Source organism: Allofournierella sp. (assembly GCF_017889395.1).
GTDB lineage: Bacteria > Bacillota > Clostridia > Oscillospirales > Ruminococcaceae > Allofournierella.
Map to the genome: position 1 here is coordinate 1 of NZ_JAGHKE010000067.1, position 14,462 is coordinate 14,462.

13 protein-coding genes are annotated in these 14,462 nt (G+C 60.8%); 12 read left to right on the forward strand and 1 reads right to left on the reverse strand.

The genetic code is table 11. The annotated features are described in order from the left end of the window. Positions 1-89: 89 nt before the first annotated feature. Positions 90-395 (reverse strand): hypothetical protein, encoded by a 306-nt coding sequence (locus tag J7G73_RS09290; protein WP_291246046.1) that lies wholly within the window; start codon positions 393-395, stop codon positions 90-92. 224 nt (positions 396-619) lie between these two features. On the opposite strand from J7G73_RS09290, the gene dnaN reads away from it, so the two are divergent. From dnaN to J7G73_RS09350, 12 genes are all read left to right on the forward strand, one after another. Further along, positions 620-1,726, forward strand: a complete 1,107-nt coding sequence (gene dnaN / locus J7G73_RS09295) for a DNA polymerase III subunit beta (protein WP_087296328.1) — start codon at positions 620-622, stop codon at positions 1,724-1,726. Positions 1,727-2,026: 300 nt separating this feature from the next. Further along, a complete protein-coding gene (locus J7G73_RS09300) occupies positions 2,027-2,242 on the forward strand; it encodes an RNA-binding S4 domain-containing protein (protein WP_087296329.1) in 216 nt (71 codons plus the stop codon). A gap of 4 nt (positions 2,243-2,246) precedes the next feature. After that, positions 2,247-3,335, forward strand: a complete 1,089-nt coding sequence (gene recF, locus J7G73_RS09305) for a DNA replication/repair protein RecF (protein ID WP_291246047.1) — start codon at positions 2,247-2,249, stop codon at positions 3,333-3,335. 251 nt (positions 3,336-3,586) lie between these two features. Beyond that, a complete protein-coding gene (gene remB / locus J7G73_RS09310) occupies positions 3,587-3,853 on the forward strand; it encodes an extracellular matrix regulator RemB (protein WP_087181383.1) in 267 nt (88 codons plus the stop codon). An 87-nt stretch (positions 3,854-3,940) separates the two neighbouring features. Further along, entirely contained in the window at positions 3,941-5,884 is a 1,944-nt protein-coding gene (gene gyrB, locus J7G73_RS09315) for a DNA topoisomerase (ATP-hydrolyzing) subunit B (RefSeq protein ID WP_291246048.1), read from the forward strand. A gap of 19 nt (positions 5,885-5,903) precedes the next feature. Further along, positions 5,904-8,459: a DNA gyrase subunit A gene (gene gyrA, locus J7G73_RS09320; protein WP_291246049.1), complete on the forward strand. Its 2,556-nt coding sequence runs from the start codon at positions 5,904-5,906 to the stop codon at positions 8,457-8,459. Between the two features lie 258 nt (positions 8,460-8,717). Then, positions 8,718-9,185, forward strand: coding sequence for a DUF2975 domain-containing protein (locus J7G73_RS09325; RefSeq protein WP_291246050.1), 468 nt, complete (start codon positions 8,718-8,720; stop codon positions 9,183-9,185). 16 nt (positions 9,186-9,201) lie between these two features. Beyond that, positions 9,202-9,417 carry a helix-turn-helix transcriptional regulator gene (locus J7G73_RS09330; protein WP_087181379.1) on the forward strand — a complete coding sequence of 72 codons (216 nt, stop codon included), beginning with the start codon at positions 9,202-9,204 and terminating at the stop codon, positions 9,415-9,417. A 29-nt stretch (positions 9,418-9,446) separates the two neighbouring features. After that, on the forward strand, positions 9,447-9,827 hold the full coding sequence (locus J7G73_RS09335; protein WP_291246051.1) for a hypothetical protein: 381 nt from the start codon (positions 9,447-9,449) through the stop codon (positions 9,825-9,827). A gap of 3 nt (positions 9,828-9,830) precedes the next feature. After that, complete coding sequence (locus tag J7G73_RS09340) at positions 9,831-11,621, forward strand: DUF4153 domain-containing protein (RefSeq protein WP_291246052.1); 1,791 nt, start codon at positions 9,831-9,833, stop codon at positions 11,619-11,621. A gap of 213 nt (positions 11,622-11,834) precedes the next feature. Further along, positions 11,835-13,028, forward strand: coding sequence for a hypothetical protein (locus J7G73_RS09345; protein WP_291246053.1), 1,194 nt, complete (start codon positions 11,835-11,837; stop codon positions 13,026-13,028). A 23-nt stretch (positions 13,029-13,051) separates the two neighbouring features. Continuing rightward, a complete protein-coding gene (locus J7G73_RS09350; protein ID WP_291246054.1) occupies positions 13,052-14,308 on the forward strand; it encodes a hypothetical protein in 1,257 nt (418 codons plus the stop codon). The last annotated feature ends 154 nt before the right edge of the window (positions 14,309-14,462 follow it).

Genomic DNA, 14,462 nt, shown 5'->3' on the forward strand with positions numbered 1-14,462 from the left:
GGATCACTCCACCATTGTGTACTCCCTGAAATCCATGGAGAACAATCTGAACAACGACCGCCACCTGAAGGAAACGGTGGAGGACATCATCAAAAACGTCCGCTCCTAAAGGCCAGGGGGCGGATCGCCCTTGAGAACATCGGGTACAGCATGGCACCCCTGCCGGCTGTACCTGTTTTGGCCCTTCCCCCTCTTTTCCCTTTTTCTTTTTCCTTCCCTGATTCCTGATATGAGAACCGCGCACAGACGGCTTTTTTGTAAAAAAGGCGGATTTGCGCGGGTTTTCCCATACCTGCGGCGACACGTTTCGTGACTTCTTGAATTATACAAACTGCAATATTTCCCTTATTTGCCCCTGAAAACCGCCAAAAAGTTTTTCCGGTTCTTTTCAACATTCAACAACTGCTTTTTCACAAGGCATGTGTAAAACTTTTCATTTTCCGCTTATTCACAATTTTTGAACAAAACGGGCTCACCTTTCCACAGCCCACAAACCCGGTCTTCAAAAGGCCTCGCGCCACTTTTCCACAGTTTTCACACCCCCTATTACTACGGCTACCTGAAACTATGCTATTTGAAGACCAAAAACAATTTCCCATCGCAAGAAAGGAGCAACCGCATGAACATTGTTTGCGACAAAGCACTTCTGTCCAGTGCCATTGACGGTGTGTCGAAGGCCGTCACACTTCGGTCCTCAATTCCCGCTCTGGAGGGCATCCTCTTAAAAGCCGAGGGCTTCCAGCTCACGCTGACCGGCTATGATCTGGAAATGGGCATCACCACCACCATCGAAGCCAACGTTCGCCAGGCCGGTGAGATCGTTCTGTCTGCCAAGCTTCTGGGTGATATGGTTCGCCGTCTGCCCAGCGGCGAGGTGAGCATCTACACCAACGAATCCGGCAACGCCACCATTAAGGGCGGTGTGGCGGAATTTGACATTCTTGCCATGAGCGCCTCCGATTATCCAGACCTTCCCACCCCCGGTGCCGATCATACCCTGACCATCAAGGCCGGTATGCTGCGGGGCATGATCGAAAAAACCCTCTACGCCGTGAGCCAGGACGACAAAAAACCCGCTCACACCGGTGAGCTGTTCGCCATTGAAGAGGACAAGCTGACCGTTGTGGCGCTGGACGGTTACCGGCTGGCCATTGTGGAGCGTCCGGTCCAGGCAGAAAAACACATCCGCATCATCATTCCCGCAAAAACCCTCACCGAGGTGAACAAACTGCTGGGCGATGATGAGGATGATGTGCGCATTTCCGCAAACCGCCGGTTTGTGGTCTTCAACTCCGGCAACTATACCATTCTCTCCCGGCTGATCGAGGGCGAATTCCTCAATTATGCCAACGTAATTCCCAACGGCTGCAAGACCCGGGTGGTTCTGGAGACCAGAGACTTCATCGATACCATCGAGCGCGCAAGCCTGATCATCACCGAGCGGCTGAAAAACCCGCTGCGCATCCTCTTTGATGCCTCCGGAAAGGTGACCGTGCGCTGCCAGACCAATCTTGGTAAAGTTGTGGACGAATTTGCTGCCCAGGTGGAGGGCGATCCGGTGGAGATCGGCTTCAACAACCGCTATCTGCTGGATGCGCTGCGCAACGCCCGCTGCGAAAAGGTAGTGCTGGAGCTGAGCGGCCCCCTGAGCCCGGTGAAGATCCTGCCCGAGGAAGGCTCGGACTTCATCTATCTGGTGCTGCCGGTCCGCTTCAAGAATGATTGATCTGGACAAATGTTGCGCAGATACACCTGGCTGCATATTTGAATGCATAAATAAACGGTCTCGGATTGACTCTGCGCCTGTGCGATGAAACGAATTTGAGGACAGGCACCGAGATCCGGTCTCCAACCCCTTCCCGGCCCACAATTGCCGCTGAGGCATTTTTGAGCCTGTACAGGGTTGGTCTTCTAAAAAAAGCGGAAAAATCGTTTTCAGACCCATTTGCGGGGCGCTGAGGACCATTTCAACTGAAAACAACCAAACCTATACTGGAAACACAAAAAACACAGAGGAACTGATACGATGGAACGAATCCTGATCCATACGGAATTTATCAAGCTGGACGCGCTGCTCAAGCTGGCGGGTCTGGTGGAGACCGGCGGCGAAGCCAAGGTGCTGATCCAGGCCGGGCAGGTGCTGGTGAATGGCGAGGTGTGCGAGATGCGGGGCAAGAAGCTGCGCCCGGGCGACACCGTAACCCTGGAAGGCCGCACCGTGACCGTGGCCGACGGCAAGTAATCCCATGCGGCTGAAGGAGCTTTCGCTGCAGAATTACCGGAACATCCGGCAGGCGGACTTTACCCCCTGCCCGGAGCTTACGGTGATCTGCGGCAAAAACGGCCAGGGCAAAACCAATCTGCTGGAGGCGGTGTGGCTGCTCACCGGCGGCAAAAGCTTCCGGGGCGCGAAAGACGCGGAGCTGATTGCCCGGGATGAGCCCTTTTCGGTGCTGCAGGCCGAGACTGAGACCAGCGACGGGCAGCAGAACCAGATTTATCTGACGGTGGGCGGCCGGGATACCCCCCGCCCGGGCCGGACGGCCAAGCGGAACGGGGTGGACCTGGGCCGGGCGTCCGCGCTGGCGGGCAGCTTCACGGCGGTGGTGTTCGAGCCGGGCAATCTGAGTCTGGTGAAGGGCAGCCCGGAGGGACGGCGGCGTTTTCTGGACGCGGCGCTGTGCCAGCTGTACCCCGGGTATCTGGCCGCCTGGCGGCGGTATGCCCGGTTGCTGACCCAGAAAAACGCGCTGCTCAAGCACTATGAGCGCACGCCGGGCGCGGTGCAGATGCTGGATGTGTTTGACGAGGAGCTGGCCCGCTATGGGCAGGAGCTCACGCTGCGCCGGATGGACTATATGAAACGGCTGCGACCGCTGGCCATCGCCAACTACCGGGACATTTCCCAGGCAAGTGAGGACCTGGAGCTGGTGTATCAGCCCAGCTTCGGAGAGAAAGGCCTGCTGGAAACCCTGCGGGAAAGCCGAAAGGCGGATCTGAAGGCGGGCTTTTCCACGGAGGGCCCTCACCGGGAGGATTTTACGGTGCTGCTGGACGGCCAGCCCGCCAAGCTGTTTGCCAGCCAGGGCCAGCAGCGGAGCACGGTGCTGAGTCTGAAGCTGGCGGAGGCCAGCTGTGCCCAGGAGATCACCGGGGAGCATCCGGTGATGCTGCTGGACGACGTGCTCAGCGAGCTGGACGCCACCCGGCAGGAGTACCTGCTCACCCGGATGCGTCAGAAGCAGACCATCGTGACGGCCTGTGATTCCAGCCTGTTCCACAAAACCGAGGGCGAGCTGTTCCGGATGGAGGGCGGCGTGCTGGAAAAGCTATAAAAAAGCCCCTTTTGCATCCGGACGGGCAAAAAACGGCTGCTCTCCCTCCGTCCGGCGGGTTTCAAGACAAACAGAAAAAAGCCTGCAAATGGCCCGCGCGGTTTTGCTGAGATTGACAGAAACGGATTGGAAAGAACACGACTCCACACGGAAAATCGAGGCAACAGGACAGTGAGCGGTCTTTGCTGAGAAAAATCGGGTGCGAAAGGATAAACGGATCGGTACAAGCCACCGGTCGGGTAGGTAAAAAAATGTATTTGCATTTAGGGCAGGACTATGTGGTCCATACACGGGATATCATCGGGATTTTTGATATTGAAACCACCTCGATCTCCAAGCATACGCGGGCGTTTCTGCGCCACGCGGAAACCGAGGGCGCGGTGGTGACGTTGAGCGACGAGCTTCCCAAAAGCTTTGTGATCACCGATTTCCCGGACGAAACGGTATTCATCAGCCCCATCTCGTCCAAAACACTGGAAAAACGCTGCGGCCGGCTGGATCAGCTGGGCAGCGTGTGACGGGGCTTTTTTCAGACGATAAGGAACCAGCGCGCACGGCGCGCACCGGGCGGTAAACTCCGCCCAGAAACAACAGGAGGCAAGACAATGGCAGAAGAATTGAACAAGCAGCCGCAGGAGGACGCCGACCAGTACGACGGCAGCCAGATCCAGGTGCTGGAAGGGCTGGAAGCGGTGCGCAAACGGCCGGGCATGTACATCGGCTCCACCGGCCCCAAGGGCCTGCACCATCTGGTCTACGAGATCGTGGACAACGCCATCGACGAGGCGCTGGCGGGCTTCTGCGATCATATCGAGGTCACCATCAAGAAGGGCGACGTGATCGAAGTCACCGATAACGGCCGCGGCATCCCCGTGGACATCCAGCCCAAGCTGGGCATCCCCGCCGTAACCGTTGTTCTCACCGTGCTGCACGCCGGCGGCAAGTTCGGCGGCGAAAACTCCGGCTACAAGGTGGCCGGCGGTCTGCACGGCGTGGGCTCCAGCGTGGTTAACGCCCTGAGTGAGTGGCTGGAGGTCATCGTGCGCCGGGACGGCTACGAGCACTACCAGCGGTTCCAGCGCGGCGTGCCGGACGGCCCCCTGCAGAAGATCGGCCCCGCTGCCTCCACCGGCACCACCGTGCGCTTCAAGGCGGACCCGGTCATGTTCACCGAGACCACCGTTTATGACTATGAAACTCTGCTGATCCGCCTGCGGGAGGAGGCCTTCCTGAACGCGGGTGTGCGCATCACCTTCACCGACGAACGGGGCGACGAGGTGGTGCGGGAAAGCATGCACTACGAGGGCGGCATCGCCAGCTTCGTGGAATACCTGCAGAAAAAGCGGGACAACACCGTGCTGCATCCCCAGGTCATTCACCTGAAGGGCCAGAAGGACGACATCATCGCCGAGGTGGCCATGCAGTACAACGACAGCTTCAACGAGCTGATCCTGTCCTTCGCCAACAACGTGAACACTCCGGACGGCGGTACCCACGAGGAGGGCTTCAAGAACGCGCTCACCCGTGTGATCAATGATTTCGGCCGGTCCAAGGGCTACCTGAAGGACAAGGACGACAACCTGACCGGCAACGACGTGCGCGAGGGCCTGACCTGCGTGATCAGCGTCAAGCTTACCGAGGCCCAGTTCGAGGGCCAGACCAAGGCCAAGCTGGGCAACACCGAGGTGCGCAGCCTGGTCTCCGGCATGGTCTACGACAAACTGAAGGAATTTCTGGAAGAGAACCCCGGCGTGGCCAAAGCCATCTACGAGAAGGCCACTCAGGCCGCCCGCGCCCGGGAAGCGGCCCGCAAGGCCCGTGACCTGGTTCGCCGCAAGAGCGCGCTGGAAACCAGCCGTATGCCCGGTAAGCTGGCCGACTGCCGTGAAAAAGACCCCTCCAAGACCGAAATCTTCATCGTCGAGGGTGATTCCGCCGGCGGCAGCGCCAAGATGGGCCGCGACTCCAACATTCAGGCCATCCTGCCGCTGTGGGGCAAGATGCTGAACGTGGAAAAGGCTCGCCTGGACAAGGTCTACGGCAACGAAAAGCTCATGCCTGTGGTCACCGCGTTGGGCTGCGGCATCGGCGAGGAATTCGACATTGAGAAGCTGCGCTACCACAAGGTCTTCATCATGGCCGATGCGGACGTGGACGGCAGCCATATCTGTACCCTGATGCTCACCTTCTTCTTCCGGTTCATGCGTCCGCTGATCGAGGGCGGCTTTGTGTACATCGCTCAGCCTCCTCTGTTCAAGCTGGCCAAGGGCAAGGATGTGCGCTATGCCTACAACGAGGCGGAAATGACCCAGATGAGCGCCGAGATGGGCCAGGGCGTGAAGATCAACCGCTATAAGGGCCTTGGTGAGATGAACCCCGAGCAGCTGTGGGAAACCACCATGAACCCGGACAACCGGGTCATCGTGCAGATCTCCATCGAGGACGCGGAAAAGGCCGATGAGGCCTTCACCATCCTGATGGGCGACAAGGTGGAGCCGCGCCGCCAGTTTATCGAAAAGAACGCGGAATACGCCAATCTGGATGTGTAATGGAAAGGAAACGGAAACTATGATCGAAAACAGCGTAACCCCGGGCACGCATCTCATCGTCCGGGACGTAAAAGACGAGATCGAACGGGCCTTTCTGGACTATTCCATGTCCGTTATCGTATCCCGTGCTCTGCCGGATGTGCGCGACGGCCTGAAGCCGGTGCATCGCCGTATCCTGTACACCATGTACGAGCGCGGCAATGATCCCAGCCACCCCTACCGCAAGAGCGCGGATACCGTGGGTGCCGTGCTGGGTTCCTACCACCCCCACGGCGACGCGTCGGTTTACGACGCCATGGTCCGCCTGGCGCAGGACTTCTCCATGCGCTATCCTCTGGTGGATGGCCAGGGTAACTTCGGTAGCGTGGACGGCGATCCCCCGGCTGCCTACCGATACACCGAGGCCCGCATGAGCAAGATGGCTGTGGACCTGCTCACCGACATCGAGAAGGACACCGTGGACTTCGGTCTGAACTTCGACGAGACCAAAAAGGAGCCCACCGTGCTGCCCAGCCGGTTCCCCAACCTGCTGGTCAACGGCTCCACCGGCATCGCCGTGGGCATGGCCACCAACATCCCGCCCCATAATCTGACCGAGGTGATCGAGGGCGCGGTGGCTCTGATCGACGATCCGGACATCGACCTGGCCGGCCTGATGGAGCACATTAAGGGCCCCGACTTCCCCACCGGCGGCATCATCATGGGCCGCAGCGGCATCCGCGCCGCCTACGCCACCGGCCGCGGCAAAATCACCCTGCGCGGCCGCGCCGAGATCGAGGAGAAGAAGAACGGCCGGTTCCAGATCATCGTCACCGAGATCCCCTACATGGTCAACAAGGCCCGCCTGATCGAGAACATTGCGGACCTGGTGAAGGAAAAGCGCATCGAGGGCATCAGCGACCTGAACGATGAGTCCAACCGCCACGGCATGCGGATCGTCATCGAGCTGAAAAAGGACGCGAACCCCCAGGTGGTGCTGAACCAGCTGTACCGCTATACCCAGCTGCAGGACACCGTGGGCGTGCATCTGCTGGCCCTGGACGGCGGCGTGCCCAAGACCATGACCCTGAAAACCATGCTGGAGCGCTACGTGGCGTTCCAGGCCCAGGTTGTGCGCCGTCGTACCGCCTTCGATCTGAAGAAGGCCGAAGAGCGCGCCCACATCCTGGAAGGCTTGAAGCGGGCCACCGACATCGTGGACGAGATCATCGCCACCATCCGCGCCTGCAAGGGCGGCCAGGCGGAAGCCCGCGTGGCCATCATGGAGCGGTTCGGCTTTGACGAGCTGCAGGCTGCCGCCATCTGCGCCTTCCGTCTGGGACAGCTGGCCGGTCTGGAAATTCTGAAGATCGAGAGCGAGCTGGCCGAGCTGCAGGGCAACATTGCCGAGTGGCGTTCCATCCTGGCCAGCGACGAGAAGGTCTACGCCATCGTGAAAGAGGAGCTGACCGTTCTCAAGGACAAATACGGCGACGACCGCCGCACCGAGATCGCCCATGTGTCCGGCGAGGTGGACATCGAGGATCTGATCCCGGTGGAGCAGTGCGTCTTCACCCTCACCCACGAGGGCTACATCAAGCGCCAGCCTCAGGACACCTATCAGGTGCAGAAGCGGGGCGGCCGCGGCATCTCCGGCCTGTCCCACAAGGACGAGGACTTTGTGGAGGAGCTGTTCATCGGTTCCACCCACGACTTCGTGCTGTTTGTTACCGATCAGGGCCGCGTCTACCGGTTGAAGGGCTACCAGATCTACGAGGGCAGCCGCACCTCCCGCGGCACCAACATCGTGAACCTGCTGCCGCTGCAGAACGGCGAGAAGGTCACCAGCATGCTGCGCATGCCCGCCGAGAACGCCGAAGGCTATCTGGTCATGGTCACCCGTCAGGGTGTCATCAAGCGTACCCCCATCGAAGCCTACGCCAACATCCGCAAGAGCGGCCTGCTGGCGGTGAGCATGTACGAGGGCGACAGCCTGGCCTGGACCCAGATCACCACCGGTGAGGACGAGCTGATCGTGGCCACCCACGACGGTCTGGCCATCCGCTTCAACGAGCAGGACGCCCGCAGCATGGGCCGTCTGGGCCATGGCGTGCGCGCCATCCGGCTGGCCGAGGGCGACTATGTGGTGGGCGTTGGCGTGGTGCATTCCGGCGCCACCGTGTTCACCGTGACCGAGAACGGCAAGGGCCGCCGCAGCCGCATCGATGACTACCGCCTGCAGAGCCGCGGCGGCAAGGGCATCCGCAACTACGGCAAGGGCGAGGTTGCCGGCATCAAGGTGCTGGAGGAAGAGGACGACATCATCCTCATCAGCCAGGAGGGCATCATCATCCGCATGCACGCAGCGGACATCAACATCCAGAGCCGCTACGGCAGCGGCGTGCGCGTGATGCGTCTGGGCGAGGGCGACCGGGTGGTCACCGTGGCCCGCACCGAGCATTCCGACGACGCCGAGGTGGAAAAGCCGGAGAACGAGCCGGAGGAAGCTTTGAGCGAGGAAGAGCTGGCCGCACTGGCAGCTGAGGAAGCCGCCCAGGCGGAGGAACCCGTTGCAGCGGACGACGAGGAAGAATAAGCCCTTCCTTTTTGACTGAATCAAATTTGAGAAACCCCCTGTTTGCGTTCAAGCGCAAACAGGGGGTTTTTTTGCAGAAAATGCCCAAATGAGAAAAGAACATGTTCCACATGGAACATTAAAGTTTTGGAAAACAATTAAAAAATATCGAAAAACGATAAAAAACACTTGAAAATCAATAAACTCTGTGGTAGAGTGGTACCAACAAAACAAGCCCGGCGGCGTGCAGCAGCCGGGCGAAACGGAGGAATACGGGATATGAAACAGCAAAACGACGCCGTGGGCAGCCTGGCCATCTCCCAGCTGCTGGTGAAGATTTTTCTCGGAGTGCTGGTGGGCGTGGATGTGGCGGCCTACTGGCTGGTGGAATGGTTTTTGAGCTGGACCCGCTACCGGCTGACGGGGGACCTGCCCTGGCAGGCGCTGTTTCTCATCACCATTTATGCCGCCAGCATTCCGGCGTATTTCGCGCTCTACCGGCTCTATCGCCTGCTGGCCAATCTGGATAATGGCCAGGTATTCGTGGAGCAGAATGTGATCTGTCTGGCCGTGCTCAGCCGCTGCTGCTGGGCGGTGGCGGCCATCTGCCTGGCCAGTGCCCTCTATTACCTGCCCTACCTGATGGTGATGGTGGCAGCGGCTTTCATGGCGTTGATTCTGCGCATCGTGCAGAACGTGTTCCGGCAGGCCTGCGAGATGAAGGACGAGCTGGATCTGACGGTGTGAGGAGGCGAAGAAGGCAATGCCGATTGTGATCAATCTGGATGTGATGATGGCAAAGCGCAAGATCAGCGCGGGCGAGCTGGCCGAGCGGGTGGGCATCACCCCGGCCAACCTGTCCATTCTGAAAAACAACAAGGCCAAGGCGGTGCGGTTCTCCACGCTGGAAGCGCTGTGCAAGGCGCTGGACTGCCAGCCGGCGGACCTGCTGGAATACGTGCCGGAAGAAAATCAATAAAACAAGGCGAAACAAAGGAGGGAGTCTGGATGCTGCATCCGGAATGGTGGAATCTGATGAGTATTTTCCTGGGGGTGGCGGCGCTGGCGCTCCCGCCGTTGGGCGGCGCGCTGCTGGCCCGCAAAGGCAGGCGCTGGCACTGGTGTATGGCGCTCAGTCTGGCCGCCTGCGCCATCAGCCTTTACGGCTGGATCGCCTATACCCGGTATCTGGTGGAGATTCAGAATTTCAGCGCTCTGCTGGATACCCAGCCCGCTGGACAGATGGTTTCTGGGACGCTGCTGCTGGCGGTGCTACTGGTGAACGGCGTCACAGCGGCAATTTTGGAAACCCGGCCCGAGGTGCAGCAGGCCCAGCTTCTGCCGGAAAACAACCCCCGGAAAAGCAACGGCCGGAAACAGGAGGGATGATCCATGGAAGAACGGATTCGTTTGGAGAACGGGGCGATGCCGCAAACCGGCATGCCGAACAGCCAGGCGGCTGACCCGGCCACCGGTGCGCAGCCCCTCTACACAGCAAAAGCGGCTCAGCCGTTCCAAGCGACCCGGCTGCAGCTGGGCGCGGCACTGTACAGCTATCTGCTGGGCTGGTTTTATTTCTGCGGCCTGGTGCTGGGCGGTCCGGTTCTGCCCTTTGCCGAATGGTATGTGGGCAGCATGAATCCGGTGGCGCTGGGGGTGTTCTGCGCGCTGTTTTTCGGCGGGGCGGAATTCTTCCTGCGCTGGGCGGGCCGAAAGACCCCGGCGGAGAGCTGGTGGTGGCTGGGCTTTTCCGCCCTGCTGCTGGCAAACCTGCTGATCGTCCGTCCCCTGCTTTACGGCGCGGGCTACTGGAATGACTACGAATACGGCTACTACGGCTGGCAGGTTCTGGCCCTGCATCTGGCGGCCATGTACTGGCTGGTCTGCCGGGCAGGTCTGCTCACCGGGGGCGGGCGCACCGGCTGCTTTGCCCCGCTGGACGCGGCCGCCAGTCTGGTGGGCCGCCCCTTCTTCTGTTTTTTTCTGCGCATCCGGGTGATGTGGTACGGCTTCCAGCAGATTTGGGTAAAGCTGCGGGCGGCACGGCAGAACAAAAAGCGGGACCTGGTGGGCGCCGGGCTGGCCCTTTGTCTGCTGGTTCCCCTCTTTGTGCTGGCGCTCATGCTGCTGGCCGGAGCGGACGCGGGCTTTGCCTCTCTGCTGGAACGCTTTGCCAAGCTGCTCACGGTGCCGGAATGGGTAGCGGGCCGCCTGCTGATGTTTGTGGGCTCGCTGCCGGTGGGGGCCTATCTTTACGGGGCGCTGGGCAGCGTGCTGCGTCAGAAGCCGGACCCGGAGCGGCAGAGCCGCTGGCTGGCGGCGCTGGATAAGCAGCGCTGCCTGCCCCAAAGTGCCATGACTCTGGGGTTGCTTGCTTTCTGCGGGCTGTATCTGCTCTTCTTCGCGGTGCAGGCGGGCTACCTGTTCGGCGCCTTTTTCGACCGGCTGCCCGCCGGGTTCACCGCCGCGGAATATGCCCGGAGGGGCTTCTTCGAGCTGTGCGCGGTGGCGATGCTCAACTTCGCGCTGCTGCTGGCGGTCAACGTGCTGTGCAAGGGCAAGCCCCAGCAGCGCCCGCTGCTGCGGGGCCTGACTGCCGCCCTGATGGCATCGAATCTGCTGTTCGTGCTGGTGGGGGTCTCCAAGATGGGGCTGTATGTGACCCGCTTCGGGCTCACTGAAAAGCGGATTCTCTCCAGCTGGTTCATGCTGGTGCTGGCGGCAGTCAGTGTGCTGGCGCTGCTGGCGGTGTTCCGTGGCCTGGACTGGATTCGCCTGGGCACCTTTGCGGCGGCGGGGCTGTTCCTGATGCTGAGCCTGTGCCAGCCCCAGGCCCTTGCCTACCGGGTGAATCTGGCGCTGTACCAAAACGGCACGATCCACCAGCTGGACCCCTGGACCCTGCGCCAGCAGGGGGCGGGCATCAGCGAGTATGAGCTGGCCGATGACCTGCTCCGGGCAGGCTGGGGCGTAGGTGAAACTGCGGAGGATGTGAGGTATGCCATCGCGGGCTATTCGGCGGAAGACGAGATGCACTACGCCCGGGACGAGCAGGGCAACCGTCAGGTCTGGTTCAAGGTTTCCGGCAAGGCGGCAGAAGATGTCGGCACCCTGATCATGACGCTGGACGAGAGCGGCGAAACGGTCACCGCGCTGAAGCTGACGGCTGACAAATCAAATTGAAGCAGCAAAAAGCCTTTCCGATGGCCCGGTTCATCGGAAGGGCTTTTTCTGTGCCCGAGGGAGGAAAATGCTTTGACCGGATTCCGGTGACCGGGTATAATCAAAGGCGGACGTTGCTTTGTTCAGCATGAAAATTAGTATAAATGTGATTTATAATACGAGGGGTAATTAAAAATCCCGAAAAAGAGGCAAAAAAGCGAAGGAGGGAGACGCTTGCCCACATCCAAACCCACATTTTCCCGGGCGCATCTGGCCGCGCTGGCCGGCTCGCTTGCCCTGTTTGGCTTGGCCATTCTGCTGTTCCATTCGCTGGCGGGCGGAACACTGCTGGCCCAGAATCCCTACGACAGCTATCTGCTCCAGGCCCAAAACTGGCTGAAGGGCAGCATGACCATCCAAAACGGCGAGCAATACCCATGGTTGGAACTTGCGATATTCAACGAGGAGTATTATCTCTCTTTTCCGCCGGTTCCCTCGGTGCTGGCTCTGCCCTGGGCGCTGTGGGGCGGGGCTGTGCCCTCCAATCTGATCGCGGCGCTGTACGGTCTGGCCGCGGCGGCGGGGGTCTACCTGCTCTTCTGGCAGAGCGGCAAAAGTCCGGAAACCTGTGCCTTCTTTTCGTTGTTTGTGAGTCTGGGCAGCAACACCTTCTGGCTGAGCACCAGCGGCGGCGTTTGGATGCTGGCCCAGCTGCTGGCGCTGGCCTTCTGTGTCTGGGGCTGTTTTTTCTGGCTGGCCGGGCGGGAGCTGCCCGCCTTTTTCCTGCTGGCGCTGGCGGTAGGCTGCCGGCCCTTTTCCGCCCTGCTGGCGGTGGTGCTGTTTCTGCGCCCGGTGTGGGGGGCGGTGCGCAAGGGGCGGTGGAAGCATCTGGCGGCGGTGAGCGTGCTGCCCGCCCTGGTGGCGCTTGCCCTGGGGTGGTACAACTGGGCGCGCTTCGGCAATCCGCTGGAGTTCGGTCACAACTTTCTACCGGAATTCATGCGGGAGGAAAACGGCCAGTTCAGCCTGGCCTATCTCTGGCCCAACCTGAAAAATCTGCTGCGCCCGGTGCTGCTCACCGAAACGCTGGATCTTTCCTTCCCCACCTTCAACGGCTTTCTGCCAATTGTGGCCAATCCTCTGCTGCTGCTCTGGCTGCTGGCGCTGGTGGCCGGGCTGCGGAACAGGCGGCTGGATTATGCGGACGGCATTCTGGTGGGATGTTACCTGCTCACGGTGGTGGTGCTGTGCCTGCACCGCACACTGGGCGGCTGGCAGTTCGGGGCCCGGTATCTGGTGGACCCCTTCCCCTTCTGTCTGCTGTTTTTTGCCCGGCGAAACTGGGAGGCCGGGCCCGCCGCCCGGGGGCTTTTGCTGGCGGCGATTCTGTTTAATTTCTATGGCGCGGTGTATATGCTGAACGCATAAAGCCGCGCGGCAAGGAGGATGCAATGGCGCAGGTGATTGGCTGGCTGGGCGGCGGCGGAATGATCGCCTTTGTTTTGATTCTGGCGGTGCGCTGCCTGGCGCTGCTGGGCTGGCTGCCCGTGCCGCTGCCGGACTGGCAGGTGTTCCGGCGGGAGGAGCCGCTGCAGGCTCCCGCTCGTTTTTCCCGGCGGGACTACGCCGCCGCCTTCTGCGCGGTGCTGGCGGTGCAGTGGGCGGTGCTGTTTTTTGCCTGGCTCACCCTGAACCAGAGCGGCGGTTTTGGTGCCTTTCTGACCCATTTCTGGCAGCGGTTCACCCAGGCGGGCGACAGCCCGCACTATCTGTTCATTGCTCAGAACGGCTATGTGCCTTCCGGCGAGGATGCAAAATGGATCGTCTTCTATCCTCTCTATCCGCTGTGTATCCGGCTGATGAGTCTGTTCGCCGGGGGCAATTTTGAGCTGGCGGGCATTCTGGTCAGCCAGCTGTGCTGGGGCGGCTGCGGCGCCGTGGCCCTGAGCCTGGCCGGGCGCTGGCTGCCCCGGAGCCGGGCTGTCTGGGCGGTGGGCTTTCTGGCGGTGTATCCCTTCGCCTTTTTCAGCATGGGCGTTTATACCGAAAGCCTGTTTCTGCTGCTCTGCCTGGGCTGCATGCGGCTGGCGCTCACCGGGCGCTGGGGCTGGGCCGGGCTGCTGGGCGGTCTTGCGGCCCTCTGCCGTACCCAGGGCATGGTGCTGCTGCTGCCGGTGCTCTGGCTCTGGCTGCGGGCCCGAAAAACCGGGCCGCAGGGCCTCAAGAGTCTGGGCCTTCTGCTGATTCCGGCGGGCTGGGGCGGCTATCTTGCCTGCAACCGGCTGGTATTCGGCGACTGGTTCGCCTTTCTGGAATTCCAGGCCGCGCCGCCCTGGTACCAGACCACCAAATGGATCGGGGAAAATCTGACCCAGCACTGGAGTCTGGCGTTGCAGTATCCGGGGTTGGCGAACTTCATCTACTGGCCGCAGGTGGTGCTCTATTTTGCGGTGCTGGCGCTGCTTTTCTGGGGCCTGTTCACCGGCGCGCGCACCGAGTGGCTCATCTGGGGCGGGGCCTACCTGGGCATGACCTATCTGGCGGGCTGGATGATCAGCGGCCCCCGGTATCTGCTGGGCTGCCTGCCGGTCTTTTTCCTGCTGGCGCGCATCCGCTGCAGCTGGCTGCGGGCGGCGCTTGGCAGCCTGAGTGCCCTGGCGCTCTTCGCCTACGGGGTGCTTTACATGCAGGGGCAGGCCATCATGTAAAAACGAAAAAACCGCCGTTTCGGAAATCCCGAAACGGCGGTTTTGTTAACTAGAAAACCACAAGCTATGCTTGTGGACGAGAAGAGCACGAGCGTTGAAACGGTAAAAAAGAACCTCCTTTTGCTACAATAGAAGCGGGTAACGCCAACCGCAC

Coding starts and splice junctions, on each gene's coding strand:
- J7G73_RS09290 (WP_291246046.1), bottom strand. CDS start 395: ATGTTGAAAAGAACCGGAAAAACTTTTTGGCGGTTTTCAGGGGCAAAT.
- dnaN (WP_087296328.1), top strand. CDS start 620: ATGAACATTGTTTGCGACAAAGCACTTCTGTCCAGTGCCATTGACGGT.
- J7G73_RS09300 (WP_087296329.1), top strand. CDS start 2,027: ATGGAACGAATCCTGATCCATACGGAATTTATCAAGCTGGACGCGCTG.
- recF (WP_291246047.1), top strand. CDS start 2,247: ATGCGGCTGAAGGAGCTTTCGCTGCAGAATTACCGGAACATCCGGCAG.
- remB (WP_087181383.1), top strand. CDS start 3,587: ATGTATTTGCATTTAGGGCAGGACTATGTGGTCCATACACGGGATATC.
- gyrB (WP_291246048.1), top strand. CDS start 3,941: ATGGCAGAAGAATTGAACAAGCAGCCGCAGGAGGACGCCGACCAGTAC.
- gyrA (WP_291246049.1), top strand. CDS start 5,904: ATGATCGAAAACAGCGTAACCCCGGGCACGCATCTCATCGTCCGGGAC.
- J7G73_RS09325 (WP_291246050.1), top strand. CDS start 8,718: ATGAAACAGCAAAACGACGCCGTGGGCAGCCTGGCCATCTCCCAGCTG.
- J7G73_RS09330 (WP_087181379.1), top strand. CDS start 9,202: ATGCCGATTGTGATCAATCTGGATGTGATGATGGCAAAGCGCAAGATC.
- J7G73_RS09335 (WP_291246051.1), top strand. CDS start 9,447: ATGCTGCATCCGGAATGGTGGAATCTGATGAGTATTTTCCTGGGGGTG.
- J7G73_RS09340 (WP_291246052.1), top strand. CDS start 9,831: ATGGAAGAACGGATTCGTTTGGAGAACGGGGCGATGCCGCAAACCGGC.
- J7G73_RS09350 (WP_291246054.1), top strand. CDS start 13,052: ATGGCGCAGGTGATTGGCTGGCTGGGCGGCGGCGGAATGATCGCCTTT.